Annotated in this window: 16 protein-coding genes and 2 tRNA genes; 16 read left to right on the top strand and 2 right to left on the bottom strand. The window is 53.0% G+C overall.

Annotated elements, in window-relative coordinates; genetic code table 11:
• On the bottom strand, nucleotides 1–1,684 hold a 1,684-nt coding region (locus OEW58_01040; GenBank protein ID MDH5299932.1), incomplete at its 3' end, for a class A beta-lactamase-related serine hydrolase.
• A 340-nt stretch (nucleotides 1,685–2,024) separates the two neighbouring features.
• Here OEW58_01040 and OEW58_01035 point away from each other — a divergent pair.
• Entirely contained in the window at nucleotides 2,025–2,903 is an 879-nt protein-coding gene (locus OEW58_01035) for an SAM-dependent methyltransferase (protein MDH5299931.1), read from the top strand.
• Nucleotides 2,904–2,987: 84 nt separating this feature from the next.
• Here the strand turns inward: OEW58_01035 and OEW58_01030 are convergent, their stop codons facing one another.
• Nucleotides 2,988–4,760, bottom strand: a complete 1,773-nt coding sequence (locus OEW58_01030) for a LysM peptidoglycan-binding domain-containing protein (GenBank protein ID MDH5299930.1) — start codon at nucleotides 4,758–4,760, stop codon at nucleotides 2,988–2,990.
• Between the two features lie 265 nt (nucleotides 4,761–5,025).
• Between OEW58_01030 and OEW58_01025 the strand changes: the two genes are divergently transcribed.
• The 15 genes from OEW58_01025 (at nucleotide 5,026) to clpX (ending at nucleotide 17,999) form a co-directional block, all read left to right on the top strand.
• Nucleotides 5,026–5,838: a class I SAM-dependent methyltransferase gene (locus OEW58_01025; protein ID MDH5299929.1), complete on the top strand. Its 813-nt coding sequence runs from the start codon at nucleotides 5,026–5,028 to the stop codon at nucleotides 5,836–5,838.
• A complete protein-coding gene (gene rnhA / locus OEW58_01020) occupies nucleotides 5,819–6,271 on the top strand; it encodes a ribonuclease HI (protein ID MDH5299928.1) in 453 nt (150 codons plus the stop codon). The genes OEW58_01025 and rnhA overlap by 20 nt, the downstream gene beginning before the upstream one ends.
• Before the next feature lie 3 nt (nucleotides 6,272–6,274).
• Entirely contained in the window at nucleotides 6,275–6,976 is a 702-nt protein-coding gene (gene dnaQ / locus OEW58_01015; protein ID MDH5299927.1) for a DNA polymerase III subunit epsilon, read from the top strand.
• A gap of 163 nt (nucleotides 6,977–7,139) precedes the next feature.
• Nucleotides 7,140–7,934 carry a UDP-3-O-acyl-N-acetylglucosamine deacetylase gene (locus tag OEW58_01010; GenBank protein MDH5299926.1) on the top strand — a complete coding sequence of 265 codons (795 nt, stop codon included), beginning with the start codon at nucleotides 7,140–7,142 and terminating at the stop codon, nucleotides 7,932–7,934.
• A 36-nt stretch (nucleotides 7,935–7,970) separates the two neighbouring features.
• Nucleotides 7,971–8,249 carry a DUF2934 domain-containing protein gene (locus OEW58_01005; GenBank protein MDH5299925.1) on the top strand — a complete coding sequence of 93 codons (279 nt, stop codon included), beginning with the start codon at nucleotides 7,971–7,973 and terminating at the stop codon, nucleotides 8,247–8,249.
• Between the two features lie 96 nt (nucleotides 8,250–8,345).
• Nucleotides 8,346–9,728, top strand: coding sequence for an HDOD domain-containing protein (locus OEW58_01000; GenBank protein MDH5299924.1), 1,383 nt, complete (start codon nucleotides 8,346–8,348; stop codon nucleotides 9,726–9,728).
• 68 nt (nucleotides 9,729–9,796) lie between these two features.
• A complete protein-coding gene (gene hemH / locus OEW58_00995) occupies nucleotides 9,797–10,819 on the top strand; it encodes a ferrochelatase (protein ID MDH5299923.1) in 1,023 nt (340 codons plus the stop codon).
• 4 nt (nucleotides 10,820–10,823) lie between these two features.
• On the top strand, nucleotides 10,824–11,747 hold the full coding sequence (prmB, locus tag OEW58_00990) for a 50S ribosomal protein L3 N(5)-glutamine methyltransferase (protein MDH5299922.1): 924 nt from the start codon (nucleotides 10,824–10,826) through the stop codon (nucleotides 11,745–11,747).
• Nucleotides 11,748–11,806: 59 nt separating this feature from the next.
• Nucleotides 11,807–12,907 (top strand): chorismate synthase, encoded by a 1,101-nt coding sequence (gene aroC / locus OEW58_00985; protein ID MDH5299921.1) that lies wholly within the window; start codon nucleotides 11,807–11,809, stop codon nucleotides 12,905–12,907.
• Nucleotides 12,904–14,049: an MFS transporter gene (locus tag OEW58_00980; protein MDH5299920.1), complete on the top strand. Its 1,146-nt coding sequence runs from the start codon at nucleotides 12,904–12,906 to the stop codon at nucleotides 14,047–14,049. Before aroC ends, OEW58_00980 begins: the two co-directional genes overlap by 4 nt.
• A 51-nt stretch (nucleotides 14,050–14,100) precedes the next feature.
• A tRNA-Lys gene (locus OEW58_00975) sits at nucleotides 14,101–14,176 on the top strand.
• A gap of 31 nt (nucleotides 14,177–14,207) precedes the next feature.
• Nucleotides 14,208–14,292: transfer RNA gene (locus OEW58_00970), tRNA-Leu, on the top strand.
• 357 nt (nucleotides 14,293–14,649) lie between these two features.
• Nucleotides 14,650–15,960, top strand: coding sequence for a trigger factor (gene tig / locus OEW58_00965; GenBank protein MDH5299919.1), 1,311 nt, complete (start codon nucleotides 14,650–14,652; stop codon nucleotides 15,958–15,960).
• Nucleotides 15,961–16,033: 73 nt separating this feature from the next.
• Nucleotides 16,034–16,630, top strand: coding sequence for an ATP-dependent Clp endopeptidase proteolytic subunit ClpP (gene clpP, locus OEW58_00960; protein ID MDH5299918.1), 597 nt, complete (start codon nucleotides 16,034–16,036; stop codon nucleotides 16,628–16,630).
• Between the two features lie 85 nt (nucleotides 16,631–16,715).
• Nucleotides 16,716–17,999, top strand: coding sequence for an ATP-dependent Clp protease ATP-binding subunit ClpX (gene clpX / locus OEW58_00955; protein MDH5299917.1), 1,284 nt, complete (start codon nucleotides 16,716–16,718; stop codon nucleotides 17,997–17,999).
• Nucleotides 18,000–18,051 lie beyond the last annotated feature (52 nt).

Raw genomic sequence — 18,051 nt, 5'->3', positions numbered from 1 at the left:
GCATATTCCAAATTAAAAACTCGGGTGAAATTGATGATGCTTTATCTATGAACATTCCGTGGACGTATTCTTTGCCAACGATTACACCTGTCGGAGTTTTAGCTGGGAATGAAACCCAGCCTGCGATGCTTACATACAGTGCGTTATTTAAATCATAGTTTCCGGCTTTGGCTGCTGCACGAACTCGAGATTTGAAGTCATTAATCTGAGTGTTGTCGAGTCCAAGGTTGGCGGCTTCTTCGTTAATGACTGGGGTAATGTCGTTCTGTCCCATAATCATTAGATTGTAAAAACTGTTTCGTTCGGAGCCATAGCCAATGTAACCATTGCGGACCGCTTGATAAAGCTTGCCAGCATCAACTAACGTTAGCTGATTTGGTGTTCCGCCGCAGCCTATGCGATGATTTAGTTTTGTTGACGACATTCCAAGGTCAATCGCCGTATTGTTCAAGGCAGTTTCTGTGTATTCCACGCGAAATGCTTGGGTCCAGCGATTGTCGGAGTTAACCATCATCAGATTGTGTGCATTGGATCGCGGAATCCAAACAGGTGAGGTGTCTTGTGGGCAACTGCTGTCTGTTCCGTCGCCGTTCTTAACATAATCAGAGAAGCCTTGCACTAAGTCGCTAAGAGAATCTTGTTTGTCATAAACACGCTTCATTCCGTGAATATGATGTACCGCTTTGATGGTGCTGGCAGGTTCAAATGGAGTGGATGACATTAATGCTACTTTGGTGGATGCATTAACTTCTTTTACGTACAAACCAAAAGTTCCTCCAGTGCGCTTGTTCGCAATCAAATCACGAACACGAGATGTTTGCGCGTTAACGTTATTGAGATAAATTACATCATATCGGTATTCGCCATTGATCAAATAGGATTCAATATCGATGATGCGAGTGCCGTATTGTGAGAGAAAGCTATTTACATTGTCTGCGGTAACACCATAGAGCCACCACCATTGTGAGCCAGAATTCTTTATCATAACAACAGTATATTTTCCGTTGCTTTGACGCTCAATGTCTATTAAGCGAGCATCATTGGTATTCGCATATTTTCCAATATCAGATACGGGGATGTCTGTATACCACCACCAGGCAGCACTATTGGTGCCGGTGTTTTGTATCATAATGGAATCATAGTATCTAACTCCATTTACTTCATATGTGTCGACGTCAATTAGGCGAGCATTGTTTGCTTTCAATTTAGCCGATAAGTCGGCAAATGTTTGACCATAGTAATACCACCATGAACTGGCTCTGGTTCCGGAGTTTTGGATCATGACGACGGCGAAATATCGAGTGCCATTGACAAAGTATGATTCAATATCAATGAGTCTGGCGTTATTGCTGGCTAAATAACTTGAGAGCTGGCTAGAAGTTATCCCGTAATACCACCACCAAGCGCTAGTGTTTTCTCCGGAGTTTGCTACTGTCACTACGTTAAAAGTCGGGGTTGTGGCATTTACAACTTCGATATCGATAATGCGATAGCCGGCATTAACTTGGGCGGTTATCGTGGCAGCAGTCACGCCATAATGCCTAGTCCATGCTGTGGGTGTCGTTGTTGATTTTTCCAGTGGTTCTTCTGCAAATGCGCTTGATGTTGATGCAATACCAAGGAGCAGTGTGGCAATTAAACGTATGGCGAACAGTGACCTATTTTTTAATATTTTGTAAAGCATGATTTCATCTCCAGTGCAAAAATGGCAAAGTAGGGCGCAAGAGCTAACTGGTTTTGCGCCGAGTGTATTATTTTTGGTGCAATGAGCAATGCTTTTTGCACCCTACGAGATCAGTCGTTTTACGATGCTAGTTCAACCTGATGCAATTGCTTGTCGATTCTCAAATGTCGAATTACCTATGGCTGATATTCGTATTGTGGATAGATTAAACAATGTTTATTTCTGGAAGGTTTCTGATGACAGGGTGTTTTGTTTCATTTGTAACAATGATAGCTTGCTGCGAGATCATTCAAATGTCTGTTACCTCCTGCATTTATGGTGGTGTATAAAGTGAGGTTGTATGAACCAATCTGAAATCAATCAAGTATCCGATACCGCCTTTATGGCGGCGGCTTATCGTGCGATGGAAACCGATCGACCAAACGCACTGTTTCATGATCCGCTGGCGGCGAAGCTGGCGGGCGAGCAGGGTAGAAGGATTATTGAGCGCCTTCCGCCCCGGGCGATGATCGGCGGTTGGACGGTGGTGATTCGCACCAGAATTATCGACGAGTTCATTCTTGCCGCTATTGCTGAGGGTGTGGATACGATTCTGAATCTGGGAGCAGGACTGGATGCCCGGCCTTATCGAATGCAACTGTCATCGCCGATTCGCTGGGTCGAAGTGGATTATCCGCACGTTATCGACTTGAAGGAGGCCCGTCTTTCTGACGAGACAGCACGTTGTCGGTTGGAGCGAGTCAGACTGGATTTGGCCGATGTCGATGCGAGGCAGAAATTTCTTGGCGAAATTTCTGCGCAGTCGAAAAAAATCCTGGTACTCACCGAGGCGGTTACGCCTTATCTGTCTGAGGATGCAGTGGCTTCACTGGGCGCAGACCTGCAATCGCATGCTTCAATCCACTATTGGCTGACGGATTATTTTTCGCCGGCGTCGTACGAATATCGTCGGCGAAGTGGTATGAGCCAGGCGATGAAGAACGCACCTTTTCTGTTTGAGCCGGCGGACTATTACGGCTTTTTTGCCCAGATTGGCTGGCAGCCGAAGGAAGTTCGTTATTTTCCCATTGAGGCCGATCGGTTGCTCCGCCCTGCGCCGTTTCCCCTGCCGTTAAGGCTGGCCATGCGTTTGCTGGCGATGTTTGCCTCAGCCGAACGCCGGCGAGAGATGAAACGTTACGCTGGTTTTGTGTTGTTTGAACGCGATGACTGTGTCTAGCACTAAAAATTTGGAGTGGTTGGTATTGCGCGGGAGAGGATGGAAATCAATCACCCGCCACGAAGGCGGGTGACCGGTGCAGTTTTAGATGTTGGCCTGGCTGGTGACGTCGACGTAAACCACCAGGTTTTGGCCGGGCTTCAGGTGCTTCTTGCCAGACACGCTGTTCCAGCGCATCAAGTCGTTTAAGTTGACGTTGAATTTGCGGGAAATGGTGGCCAGTGAATCACCGCGACGTACACGATAAGTGATTTTCTGGGTACGGTCTTCGTGGTTGGGGGTGAAGGCCGTTTTGGGTGATGTCGAGCCCTTCTTGGTCCAGATAACCAGTTTCTGGCCGGCGCTCAGGGTGTCACCTGGGGCCATGCCGTTCCACTTTGCCAAGGTGCGTACGTTGACGTTGTGTTTGCGGGAAATACTCCACCAGGTGTCACCGCTGCGGACTTGGTACGCAATCTTGTGTTTGTTGCTGGAAGGCGTTGTATTTTGCAGGCGGCTCAGGCGTTGATCGGCACTCATGCTGTAGGACGCCAGTGACTTGCGGGCCACGGGGACGACCAGCTCTTGGTTTTGGCGGATCATGTTGCCCTTGATATTGTTGATCTCTTTGATGAGCTCCACGGTGGTGTCATATTTGTTGGCGACGGATAACAGGGTGTCACCCTTGCCGATGGTATGACGTTCCCAGGCCACGCGCTCGGAATCAGGCAGAGCAGCCAGATTGGCTTCGAAAATCTCGACCTTGTCGAGGGGTAGCATCAGGCGATGCGGACCTTTGGGGTCGGTTGCCCAGCGGTTGAAGCCGGGGTTGAGCATGTAGATTTCGTCCACGCTGAGTTCAGCCAATTCTGCAGCCAGGGCAAGGTCGATCTGTTTCTTGGTGTCGACCTCGGCCATGTAGGGCTCGTTGGGCAGGGGCTGCAGCGTCATGCCGTATTGTTCGGGATTTTTCACCAGACGGGCAATGGCAATCAGCTTGGGTACGTAGGCGCGGGTTTCAGGCGGCAAATCCAATGACCAGAAGTCTGTTGGCAAGCCACGACGTTTGTTTTTGGTGATGGCGCGGGACACGGTGCCCCAGCCGGAGTTGTAGGCAGCGAGCGCCAGCATCCAGTCACCCTTGAAGCTGCGGTTGAGGTCTTCCAGGAAGCTCAGGGCCGCATGGGTGGATTGCACGACATCACGACGTCCGTCGTACCACCAGTTCTGTTTCAGACCATACAGTCGGCCGGTGCTGGGAATAAATTGCCAGATACCAGCAGCGCGGCCATGAGAGTAGGCAAAGGGTTTGAACGCGCTTTCGACGATGGGCAGCAGGGCGATTTCTGCGGGCATGCCGCGACGCTCGACTTCTTCAACGATGAAGTGAAAATAGGGTTGGGCGCGCTCGGCGACCCGGTCCAGGTAGGCCTGGTGACGGGCATACCATGCCAGTTCCGATTCAATGCGGGGGTGATCAACGTCGGGCAGTTTGTAGCCGGCGCGCACGCGTTGCCACAGGTCATCATCGCCGCTGTCGGCGACATCGACCGAATTCTCGGTGTCAGCAATTTTGTCATCAAATAGTGCGGGTGGTGGATTGCGTTGTGCCAATCCAGAGGTGCTGGAGCTACTCGACAGGCGGCTTAGTACTGGGAAGGTGCTGGATGTCGCCTGGGGCCAAACAGTGGTTTTGTCCTGTTTGCGGAATACGGCTGGAAAATCGGCTTGTGAGTCGGCGATTTCTGCGGTGTTGTCTGCATCTATGGCACTGTTTTGCTGCGGAATATGCGCGCATGCACTCAAAAGGACCGCAGCACCGAGCGTAAGGCTGGTGGGCAGCAACATAAAGCGAGTGGACTTATTCTTCTTTGCCATAAAAAACCTTGGGTAATTTAGGATCAATCTCATACAGGGCCACATGGTTTCACAAAAGGCCTTGTATTCCAAGCAACTATGCGCCAAAAACGTACCGCAGACGTGAAGCGCTCGGACCGAAAGTCCGGTAATGCCAAATGTGTGCCACGGCAATGGTTAGCATTCACTGTTATTAACGGTATGATAGGAACAAGGCTTTAACGCGTTTGGGATGTTTTGTGCGCGGTTGACCAATTGGACGAAAGACTTGGTGAGTAATTGATCAGTGAAATTTAGCTTGGGACAACTTAACGGTTATTCGTCACCGGAGCCGGAGTACAGTTCCGAGGCCGTGATCCGCGTTGGTCAGCAGATGCGACGCTGGTACGCCGAGGGTTTGGGGGAGGTGTTGGCCCGTGAGGAGCGCACCGCCCTGCAGCAGGTTCTGCCCATGCTGTTCGGTTATCACCTGGTGCAGCTGGGGTATTTGTATGACACGGATTATCTGGCCGAGAGCTGTGTTCGTCACAAGGTTGTCGCCGATCCTGATTTGACCTTGCCGGCATCGCAGCGGATGTTGCTGGCCGATGCGGCGCAGATTCCGTTGGCCTCGGACAGTGTTGATGTCGTTATTTTGCCCCACACCCTGGAAATGCATCCGCAACCGCATCAGGTGCTGCGCGAGGTCGAGCGCATTTTGATACCCGAAGGGCATGTGGTGCTGCTGGTCTTTAACCCCTGGAGTCTTTGGGGGATGAGGCGGGCGCTTACTTTTGGTGAAAACAAGCAGGCACCTTGGTGTTGCCGGTTTATCAATCCGATACGCACCAAGGATTGGCTGGAGGTGCTGGGTTTTCAGGTGCGTGAGGTGCGGACGTTTTTCCATCGTCCGCCCATTGGTCACCCGGAGGTACAGCGCTGGATGGCACCGCTGGACGGGTGGGGCGAACGGCTCTGGCCTGCGTTTGGCGGGGTGACTTTGTATGTGGTTCGCAAACGGGTGATTCCGATCACCCCGATCAAGCCGCGGTGGCAACGCAAGCGGCGATTGTTGGCAGCTGATTTGGTGGAGACGCGTAATGGCTACCAGCGAAAATAATGTGACTGAATTGTTTACTGACGGTGCCTGCAAGGGCAATCCCGGCCCCGGTGGCTGGGGCGTGTTGTTGCGTCACAACGGCACGGAAAAGGAACTGTACGGCGGCGAGCCGCAGACCACCAATAACCGCATGGAAATGACGGCGGTGATTCGTGGGCTGGAGGCACTGAAGCGCCCCTGTCGGGTGCTGATTACCACCGATTCCCAGTACGTCAAAAATGGCATGACCCAGTGGCTGGCAGGCTGGAAGGCCAAAGGTTGGAAAACCGCAGACAAAAAGCCGGTCAAAAACCAGGATTTGTGGATGCAACTGGACGAGCTGGTGGCCAAACATGAGGTCAGTTGGCACTGGGTGCGGGGGCATAATGGCCATGATGAAAACGAGCGCGTGGACCAATTGGCCAATCGCGGCGTTGAAGAAATAATGGGATAACGCATGAGACAAATCGTATTCGATACCGAAACCACCGGCGTGGAGGTTTCGCAGGGCAATCGCATTATCGAAATTGGCTGTGTCGAGGTGATTGATCGTGTGGTCACCGGCAACACCTATCACCAGTACATTAATCCACAGCGTGACAGTGAAGAAGGCGCACTGCAGGTGCACGGTATTACCAGCGAGTTTCTCGCCGATAAGCCGCTGTTCGCGACCGTAGCCCGTAGTTTTATTGACTTTGTCAGCGGTGCGCAGTTGGTCATTCACAACGCGGCGTTCGACGTGGGCTTTATCAATTACGAATTGTCGCTGTTGGGTGCGCAGTGGGGTCGAATCGAAGACTATTGCACGGTACTCGATACCCTGGAAATGGCGCGCAGACTGCATCCGGGGCAGAAGAACAACCTGGATGCGTTGTGCAAACGCTACGACATCAGCAATGCCCATCGCGAATTGCACGGCGCGTTGTTAGACGCGGAAATTCTTGCTGACGTCTATCTGGCCATGACCGGTGGTCAGGTCAGTCTGGGGTTTGATGGTCAGGGTGAGGCCGGCGGGCCGGCAGTAAGCACGATTCGTCGACTGGACCGCAATCAGCCATTGCGGGTGTGTTACGCCAGCGCCGGCGAATTGCTCGCGCATGAAGAGCGTCTGGAAAAAATTGACAAGGCGTCGTCTGGTGCGACGATCTGGCGAAAATAATTATTTAAGATAAAACAATATGTTAAGGCGGCATTTGTCGCCTTTTCTTTTTTGTGGTGGCGCAAAATGTGGCGTTGAAGTTTACTCAAGTAACCCTGCAAAATGTCGATGATTGCTGAGATGTATTGGTATTTCATCTCCCTGTCATTTTGGAAGATTAGACATGCAGCAGACATTGCGTTTTACCGTGCAGGCGAAGGGACTGGCGCGCTATAGCGCTCAACAGGTGCAGATGCGCATACATCCCGCAGCGGAAAATTGCGGCATTGTGTTTGATGTTCTGGGTTGGCAGTTGGCGGCGACCTTGGCAGATGCCATGCCGGAGTATGGTTTGAGCTTGGGGCAACAAGAGCAGGTGATTCGCAATTGCGAAAAACTGCTGGCGGCAATGTACGGCGTGGGCATCGATAACGCGGTGATTGAGCTGAATTACCCGGAAGTCCCGGAAATGGATGGTGGCGCTTCGTCGTTTGTTGCGTTGCTGCATTCTGCGGGCGTAGTGCAACAAACTCAGCCAAGGAGAGTCCTAAAAGTGGAGTCTCCCCTGTTGGTTCAGCATCATGGCAGCTGGGCACGCGTATTACCGGCGCAAAACTTGCGTGTGGCTTGTCTGCGCTCTCAGGGGCGCAAGCAGCATGCGGTTAATTTGCGAGATGTGGTGGTCGATATCCGTCGCGCCACGTTTGAGTCCTGTGTGCGCCATGCCGGCGCGCAGCCTTTGCCGCATCAATCCCGTGAGGGCGGAGACACCAGCGTTTTCAACCGCCACGACGTGTTAGCGTGTCTGGCGGATTTGAGTTTGCTGCAGGTGCGTTTTCAGGGGATGTACGTGGGGTGTGGTGCCAATCGCGCGCTCAATCTGGCGTTATTGCGCCGATTGATGGATTCGCCGGATGCGTGGATTCAGTATGTTCCTGGTCTGCAGGCTGCGGCGGGCGCGCAGGGCAACACCGGATAGTGAAGCAAGTTAAATTGAGAATACAAGGAAATGACCATGGCAGAGACCAAAGTGCGTAGCCGAAAGGCCGCCGTTACCAGAACAACTGCGGATAGCGCCGCCAAACCCAAAGCGCGTCGTGCGACGACCACTAAAAGCACGAGCAAGGCGACGAAAAAAACGGCTTCAGTTTCAGGTATGCAGCGTGAACAAATGATTCGTGATGCGGCTTATTTTCGTGCGCAAAGCCGAGGATTTGTCGGCGGCAACCCCATGCAGGATTGGTTGGACGCTGAAGCGGAAATCGATAGCCAGATTGCCGGCGCTGGACACTGACAAAACAAAAAAAAATGCCGGCTTAGGTCGGCGGACAACTGTGGGATGAGCCATAAGGTTACTGGTATGTCGTGTTTGGATATCTCGCAGAGATACTTGAAAAGATTAAATATCGCCTACGATGTGATTGCCCACAAAACCGTGGACAGCACGTTTGATGTAGCCGGTGCGGTGGGGATTTCGCCACGGCAACTGGTCAAAACAGTGTTGCTGGCAGATGATCGAGGCGCCATTCTGGTATCGCTGGCGGCGGATCAAGGGCTGGATTTTGAGGCGCTGAATCGACAACTCAATCGTCGACTAACCTTGGCGTACGCCAAACAGTTTTATGGTCAGTTGTTGGGTTATGAACCCATCATGCTGCCTCCCTGGCATAGACTGTTCAATTTGCCCTGGGTTATTGAGCAGAGTCTGTGTGAACAAACAGCGCTGTACGTAGCCTCTGGATCAGCCAATGCGGTGATTCGGTTGTCCAAGACGGCGTTTGCGCGCATGTGTAGTGATGCGCAGATTGGTCATTTTGGACGGCAGGCGCGCAGCTTCGTGCAGGAAATAAAGCACGTACCGCAGATACAGGGAGCCAAGTCGGGAAGCGTGACGTTTGCGGCGGGCGAAATGTCCGGTCTGCGCGAACGATTTCGTCGGGGCATGGAATTGCCTGTTATTCCCGGTATCGCCGCACAGTTGGTGACGTTGCGAGGCGATGCCAACCGCGACGTGGTGCGAGCGGTAAAAATTATTGAGCAAGACCCGGTACTGGTGGCCAATCTGTTGCGCTACGCCAGTTCGCCGGTGTTTGCCTATCAGGGCAAGCTGCAATCGGTGCATGAGGCGATTCACCATGTGCTGGGGTTGGAGCAAGCGCTGGATCTGGCGCTGGGATTGTCGCTTTGCAATCATTTTCACGGTCCTCGCGAGGGCCGGTTGGGGTTGGCCAATCTTTGGCGTGATGCGTTTTTCAGCGCAATCACTTGCCAATATCTGGCGTCCTGTTCATCGTTGCCGGAATTGCGTAATCGATTGAGCACGGCGTTTCTTGCGGGTTTGCTGCACAACATTGGTTATTTGGTGTTGGCGCAGTTGTTCCCGACCGAATACTCGTTGCTGAATCGGCTTAGTTCGAAGCAGTCCGAAGTCAGTCTGGTGGAGCTTGAGCGTCGTACCCTGGCAATTACCCATGTCGAGGCGGGCGAAGCATTGCTGGCTGCGTGGAATCTGGACGATCTGCTGCAACATTGTGCGGCTGCGCACCATGATTTGGAATACGCCGGCGGGGATCAGGCATTTGCCAGGCTGATGACCGTGGCTGATTTGTTGCTGGCCAAGTTGGGAGTTGGTGATATGCCGGTGATGGACGTGCCGGCGGATTGTCTACAACAGGCCGGCCTGGATCACGACGCGCTGAAGATGGCGCAGACACATATGTTGCAGATCCAATCTGATATTGGCCCCATGCTTAACAAGGTGATCGCCGCCTAGCCCGGCGGTGTACTTTTCTGGTCATTCCGGTAAACTCCCTGCTTCAAAAAAGTGGAGCGGGAACGGGGATGAACTACCTTGGCGATGCGGCTGACGCCGTAGACAATTGGGGCAAAATTGGCGTATTGCTGGTGAACCTGGGTTCTCCTGAGGCGCCGACCGCCGCTGCCCTCAAGCCATACCTGAAAGAATTTCTCTGGGACCCGCGAGTAGTGGAAATGTCCCGGCCTTTGTGGTGGTTAATCCTCAATGGCATTATCCTGCGTACTCGTCCGGCCAAGTCTGCCCATGCCTATCAGAGCGTGTGGACCGAACAGGGCGCGCCCCTGCTGGTGATCAGTCGTGCCCAGACCCAGGCTATTAGCGGGCGTCTGCAGCAACAATGGGGCGATAAAGTCGTTTGTCAGTTGGCGATGCGTTACGGTCAACCATCGGTGGCACACGGTTTGGCCAGTCTGAAAAAAGCCGGTGTGGGCCGCGTGCTGGTGCTGCCGTTGTATCCACAATATTCGGCATCGACGGTGGCGTCGGTGCATGACGCGGTATTCACTGAGTTGCAGCGCTGGCGGCGCATGCCGGAAATTCGCACCGTGAATGAATACCACGTTCACCCGGGTTATATCTCTGCCTTGGCCAGTAGCATTCGCGAGCATTGGCAACAGCATGGCCGGGCCAAACGTTTGCTGTTTTCTTTTCACGGTATGCCGCAGCGCTATGTCGATAACGGTGACCCCTATCGCACTCACTGCGAGGCAACCGCCAAGGCGACCGCCAACCAGCTTGGTTTACAGTCGGATGAGTGGCAGGTCAGTTACCAGTCACGTTTTGGCAAGGAAGAGTGGCTGCGTCCCTATACCGATGAAACCCTGATCCGCTGGGGCAAAGAAGGGCTGGAAAGTGTTGAAGTGGTTTGCCCTGGGTTTTCGGCAGACTGTCTGGAAACCATTGAAGAAATCAACGTGGAAAATCGCCAGCACTTTATTGGACATGGCGGACTACAGTTCCATTACATTCCCGCGCTCAATGATCGCGAGGATCACGTCCAGGCATTGTGCGATGTGATTGCGCGCAACGTGTCTGGCTGGATTTAGAGAGATGACAATGAACGATACTTTATTGCTGGAATTGCACAGCATTCGCGATTTTATTCGCTACGGCATTACCAGCTTCAATCGTGCCGGCATTTATTTTGGTCATGGCACCGACAATGCACTGGACGAAGCGGCCAATCTGGTTTTGCATGCGCTGAAATTGCCGCATGATTTGCCCGGCCACTACATGGAGTCACGTTTGACCAGCGAGGAAAAACGCGCGGTGCTGGAGTTGTTTCGTCGGCGCATCGAAGAGCGCATTCCTGCGGCGTATCTGACCGGTGAAGCCTGGTTTGCCAACATGCAGTTCCATGTGGATTCGCGCGTATTGGTGCCACGTTCGCCCATCGCTGAATTGATTGAACAACACTTCGCGCCCTGGCTGGAATCTGACAATGTGCATCGCATTTTGGACATGTGCACCGGCAGCGGTTGTATCGGTATGGCGTGCGCGCAGTACTTCCCCGATGCCATGGTCGATTGCGTGGATATTTCTGCTGATGCGCTGGAAGTGGCGCAGCAAAATTTGCAACGTCATGCGCATCTGCAAGATCAGGTGCGACTGGTGCAGAGCGATTTGTTTGCCGCGCTGGACGGAGAGCGTTACGACCTGATCGTTTCCAATCCGCCGTATGTTGACAGTATGGATCTGGCTGCCATGCCGGTGGAATTTGAACATGAGCCAGCGCTGGGTCTGGGGTCGGGTGAAGATGGCCTGGATGCAACACGGGTGATTTTGCGCGAAGCGGCCGAGCATCTTACCGAGCACGGTGTGCTGGTGGTCGAGGTGGGTGCCAGTGCGGCGAATCTGGAACAGGCGTTTCCGGAAGTGCCCTTCATGTGGCTGGAGCTGGCGCGCGGCGGCGATGGTGTATTTTTGTTCACCCGCGATCAGTTGATCGAATACGCGGACCAGTTTGCCGGCTGATTTTTCAGTCGGGATCGACGACGGTATAATTGTGTTTTTTAAATCTGCGAGAAAATGTCATGTCAGGTAACAGCTTCGGCAAACTTTTTACAGTGACCACCTTTGGTGAAAGCCACGGTCCGGCTCTGGGAGGCATTGTCGATGGCTGTCCTCCGGGGATTCCGTTGACCGAAGAAGATTTGCAGATCGATCTGGACAGACGCAAGCCTGGCACGTCACGCCATACTACCCAGCGTCGCGAAGACGATTTGGTGCGTATTTTGTCCGGGGTGTTCGAAGGCAAAACCACCGGAACGCCGATTGGTCTGCTGATCGAAAACACTGACCAGCGCTCCAAGGATTATTCCAATATCGCGGCGACGTTCCGCCCTGGTCATGCCGATTACACTTATCAGCAAAAATACGGCATTCGCGACTATCGCGGCGGTGGGCGCTCATCGGCGCGTGAAACGGCGATTCGCGTTGCCGCCGGCGGTGTGGCCAAGAAGTTTCTCGCCACCCAGGGCATCGAAGTGCGAGGTTATTTGTCGCAGTTGGGGCCGATCAAGGCGCACGGCGACATTCAGTGGGACGTGGTCAATACCAATCCCTTTTTCTGGCCCAATAACGAGCAATTGACCGAGCTGGAAGACTACATGGATGCGCTGCGCAAATCGGGTGATTCCATTGGTGCCAAGGTAACTGTGGTGGCCAGCGGCATGATTCCCGGTTTGGGCGAACCGATTTTTGATCGGCTGGATGCCGACATCGCGCACGCATTGATGAGCATCAATGCCGTCAAAGGCGTGGAAATCGGTGCGGGCTTCGCCTGTATTGAACAAAAAGGTACTGAGCACCGTGACGAGATGACGCCGCAGGGTTTTCTGTCCAACAACGCCGGCGGCGTGTTGGGTGGTATCTCCAGCGGTCAGGACATTATTGCCCACATCGCGCTCAAGCCGACCTCCAGTCTGCGTTTGCCCGGCAAGTCGGTGAACCTGCAGGGCGAGGCCGCCGAAGTGATCACTACCGGTCGTCACGATCCTTGCGTGGGCATTCGTGCAACGCCGATTGCCGAGGCCATGCTGGCGATTACCTTGATGGATCACTTCCTGCGCCATCGCGCGCAAAATGCGGACGTGAATACCGGCATGCCGGTGATTCCCGCCTCGATTAAATGAGTCAGGGACAAGCGCCGTATTGGCGCCTGTCCGGCTTTTACCTCTTCTATTTCATCGGGCTGGGGGCGCTGGTGCCCTATTGGGGCTTGTACCTCCAGAGCCTGGGATTTTCCGCGCACGAAATCGGTGAGTTGCTGGCAGTGCTGATGGCCACCAAACTGGTGGCTCCCTACCTGTGGGGTTGGATCGCAGACGCCACGGGGCGGCGCATGGCGGTGATTCGCTGGGGCTCGCTGCTGGCGATGCTGGCATTTATCGGCGTGTTTTACGCGCAGACCTATGCGTGGATGATGCTGGTGATGTTTGCCTTCAGCTTTTTCTGGAATGCCACTTTGCCGCAATTTGAAGCCAATACCTTGGCGCATCTTGGCAAAAATACCCATGACTACAGCCACATTCGCCTGTGGGGCTCGATTGGTTTTGTGCTGGCGGTGGTGGTGCTGGGGGCGGTGCTGGAGTCGTATGGCGTGGCGAGTTTGCCGCCGATTATGCTGGGCATGCTGGCTTCCATCTGGTTGGTGAGTCTGGTAACACCGCAGGCGCCGGGCCTGCAGACGGAAGATCACAGTCAATCGTTGCTGGCGGTGCTGCGTCGCCGCGAGGTGATTGGTTTGCTGTTGGTGTGCTTGCTGTTACAGGCCAGTCACGGGCCGTATTACGCGTTTTATTCGATTTATTTGGAACAGCACGGCTACAGCCGCAGCACGATTGGTTTGTACTGGGCGTTGGGCGTGGTGGCCGAGATCGTGATCTTCATGGTGATGACGCGACTGCTTGCACGATTTAGCGCGCGCGGATTACTGACTGCGGCGCTGCTGCTCAGTGCGGTACGCTGGCTGATGATCGGTCAGTTTGTCGAATCGCACAGTGTGATGTTTTTTGCGCAACTGTTACACGCGGCGAGTTTTGGGGTGTATCACGCGGTATCCATCCACCTGTTCCACCAGTTTTTCCCCGGCAAATTGCAGGGACGGGGCTTGGCATTGTACACCAGCGTCAGCTTCGGTGCCGGTGGCGCTATCGGTGCGTTGTACAGCGGTTATCTGTGGGATTCGGCTGGGCCGTTGACGACGTATGCGCTGGCGGCGGCGATGTGCTTAATTGCTGCGCTATTGGCACTAAAATTTCTTCCAAACCGCTAATTTTGCGTTGAAATGCTGATTTTGCTGTGTTTTAATTTGCGCCCTTGCCATGGGCCGTTAGCTCAGTCGGTAGAGCAGCGGACTTTTAATCCGTTGGTCCTGCGTTCGAGTCGCAGACGGCCCACCATATTTAAGTCATCCGGCATCGGGTGACTATTGCGAAAGTGGCGAAATTGGTAGACGCACTGGATTTAGGTTCCAGCGGGGTGACCCGTGAGAGTTCGAGTCTCTCCTTTCGCACCATCTTTGTTATCTTGTTCATCTGGTTGTGCAGCGCGCGGGCAATAGCTCGCTGCGTTGCTCCATCGGCCATTCTGCCGCCTACTCTTGGCTATCGAGCATGGTAAAAAGTCTGTATAATCCCGGCGCAATAATGTTTTGCAAACGTCAAGCGTTGCAAACGGCGGAAGATGGCTGCTATAGGCCACTGTTTTCAGAGGATTTCCTTTCATTTTTTGTGGTCAGGCTCTGGTCGCGGAAAATGCATTTCCGGCTTTCGTTTAATGTTTTCGGGTTGAGTCAAGTATTCGACGTTTTGCATGATGTCGAGTTCGCTTGCTGGACCACAATTTTTAAAGACATATTTACAGGGGAATTCAAATGCAGGTAACGGTTGAAACCACACAGGGTTTGGAACGCCGTATTAAGGCAGTTGTGCCGGCGGAGAAAGTAAATAGCGCAGTACAGGCGCGCCTGAAATCAATGGCGCCACGCGTGAAAATGGATGGTTTCCGCCCAGGCAAGGTGCCAATGCGTGTGGTTGAACAGCGTTATGGCGCGCAAGCGCGTTACGAAGCCATCAATGATTTGGTTTCTGAAACTTTCTATCAAGCAGTTTCCGAGAAACAGCTGCGTTTGGCTGGCGCACCAGAGATTAATCCTGGCGAACTGAATAATGGCACTGACATTCACTTTGAAGCGACGTTTGAAGTGTATCCCGAGATTCAAGTCGGTGGTGTTGACGGGGTCGTGATTGAGCGTCCCGTGGCATCGGTTACCGAAGCTGATGTGGACAAGATGATTGACAAGCTGCGTGAACAGCGCAGAACCTGGAGCGAAGTATCACGCGCTTCCAAGTCTGGCGATCAGGTCACTGTTGATTTCAAGGCGACTATCGATGGCGAAGGCTTCGCTGGTGGCGAAGGTACCGGCATGACGGTGGTGCTTGGCGCCGGCCGCATGATCGAAGGTTTTGAAGACAAACTGACTGGCGTGAAAGCTGGCGCGAAAGTGGAAGCTGATCTGCCGTTCCCGGAGGTTTATCACAACCAGGAAATTGCAGGCAAAACCGCACATTTCGTAATGGATGTGGTCAAAGTTGAAGAGCCTGTGTTGCCAGAGGCGAACGACCAGTTTGCGGTCGCATTTGGCATCACCGATGGTGGAATTGAGAAGCTCCGCAAGGACGTGCGCGACAATATGCAGCGCGAATTGGATTTTGCCTTGAAAAACAAGGTCAAAAATCTGGTGATGGATGCCTTGCTCGAGAAAAATTCTTTTGATATACCTAAAGTTATGGTTAACGCCGAGGCGAAGCGTTTGGCTGAACAGATGCGTCAGCAGATGGCTCAGCGCTTTGGTGGACGTACTCCTGAAGGGATGGAGTTCAAACCGGAACTATTCCTGCAACAGGGAGAGCGTCGCGTGGCTTTAGGACTGTTGCTGTCAGAAATCATTCAACAGAAGTCGCTCAAAGCGAATTCTGAGGCGGTGCTGAAAGAAATCAGGAATATTGCTTCTGCGTATGAGGATCCATCAGAAGTAGAACAGTGGTACCGTGGTAATCGTGAGCGCATGAGCGAGATCGAATCGATGGTGCTGGAAGATCAGGTGGTTCAGTGGGTTTTGCAAAATGCAAAAGTGACTGAAAAATCGACTACTTTTGATGAAGTTGTGAACAATACCCAATAATAACCCGTATAAAGGACAGCGCCGAATGATCGATAAACGTCAGCAGAGTAGCGTGTTTGCGCCAGAATCCAACCTGGTTCCTATGGTGGTTGAGCAGACTGGGCGCGGTGAGCGCGCCTTTGATATCTATTCTAGGCTGCTTAAGGAACGAGTGATCTTTCTGGTTGGCCAGGTCGAAGACCACATGGCTAATCTGGTGGTGGCGCAGTTGTTGTTTCTGGAGTCGGAAAACCCAGACAAGGATATTCATCTGTACATCAACTCGCCAGGTGGTTCCGTAACCGCCGGGTTGTCAATTTACGACACCATGCAGTTTATCAAGCCGGACGTGAGCACCACGTGTATCGGTCAGGCGGCGAGCATGGGGGCGTTGTTGCTGTGCGGCGGCGCGGCGGGCAAGCGTTACTGTCTGCCACACTCGCGGATGATGATTCACCAACCGCTGGCCGGTTTCCAGGGGCAGGCGACTGACCTGGAGATTCACACCAAAGAGATTCTTCGTGCCCGTGAACGTTTGAACGCTATCATGGCCAAGCACACCGGACAGCCGATGGACAAGATTCAGGTGGATACCGACCGTGACTTCTTCATGGGTGGTCAGGAAGCGGTGGAATACCGTCTGATCGACGAAGTGCTGACGAGTCGCGCCGGCGCGTCAAGCGGTGCATAAATGGGGACTGACAGTCGCGCCTTGAGGTGGTGTGGCTGTCTTGTTTTGGAGCCAGGGACAGGCTTGGTGAAAAAGAGGTAGACCGATGAGTGATGATGGACACAACAAGGGCGGTAATAGCGGTGACAAGCTGCTGTACTGTTCGTTCTGCGGTAAAAGCCAGCATGAAGTGCGCAAGCTGATCGCAGGCCCGTCTGTTTTCGTCTGCGACGAGTGCGTCGAGCTGTGCAACGATATCATTCGTGAAGAAGTACAGGAAAGCTCGCCTTCGGCACATGGCTCATCACTGCCAACGCCCAAAGCGATCAATGCCGTGCTGGATGAGTATGTCATTGGTCAGGAGCGAGCCAAGAGAATTTTGTCGGTTGCAGTGTATAACCACTACAAACGATTGGAAGTTGGTCAGAAAAAAGACGAAGTTGAACTTTCCAAAAGCAATATTCTGCTGTTAGGCCCCACCGGTTCGGGTAAAACACTGCTGGCGGAAACGCTGGCGCGGTTGCTGAATGTGCCATTTACCATTGCTGACGCGACCACGCTGACAGAGGCGGGTTACGTGGGCGAAGATGTGGAAAACATCATTCAGAAACTGCTGCAGAAATGCGATTACGATGTGGAAAAAGCCCAGACCGGGATTGTTTACATCGATGAAATCGACAAGATTTCGCGCAAGTCGGACAACCCGTCAATTACGCGAGATGTTTCTGGTGAAGGCGTTCAGCAGGCATTGCTCAAGCTGATCGAAGGTACGGTCGCATCCGTTCCGCCCCAAGGTGGACGCAAGCATCCGCAGCAGGAGTTTTTGCAGGTCAATACCTCCAATATTCTGTTTATCTGCGGCGGCGCGTTTGCTGGTCTTGATAACATTATTCGCCAGCGTACGGAAAAAGGCGGTATTGGTTTCGGTGCGGAAGTTAAGAGCAAAGAAGACAAGAGTGACGCGGGTGAAATTTTGCACAAGGCCGAGCCGGAAGACTTGGTGCGCTTTGGTTTGATTCCCGAGTTTGTTGGTCGCTTGCCAGTGATTGCAACCTTGAGCGAACTGACCGAAGACGCGTTGATTCGTGTGCTGCAGGAACCCAAAAATGCACTGACCAAACAGTACGCCAAGCTGTTCAGTTTGGAAGGCGCAGAGCTGGAGTTTCGCGATGACGCCTTGCGCGCTATTGCCAAAAAGGCCATGGTACGCAAAACCGGTGCGCGCGGTTTGCGCTCGATTCTGGAAAATGTGCTGCTGGATATCATGTACGAACTGCCATCCATGGATGATGTCTGTAAAGTCGTGATCGACGCCGATGTCATCGAAGGTAAATCAGAGCCATTGATGATTTACAAAACCAAAGACAAGGTTGCTGGCGGCGAACAATAATCCAGCAAACTGGATCAGAACACAAAACACCTGAGATGACCTCTCAGGTGTT

The organism is Gammaproteobacteria bacterium (assembly GCA_029884425.1).
In the GTDB taxonomy this organism is placed as follows: Bacteria; Pseudomonadota; Gammaproteobacteria; order S012-40; family S012-40; genus JAOUHV01.
The sequence above is the reverse complement of the archived record's forward strand: the minus strand, read 5'-3'. Positions and strand labels throughout refer to the sequence as shown.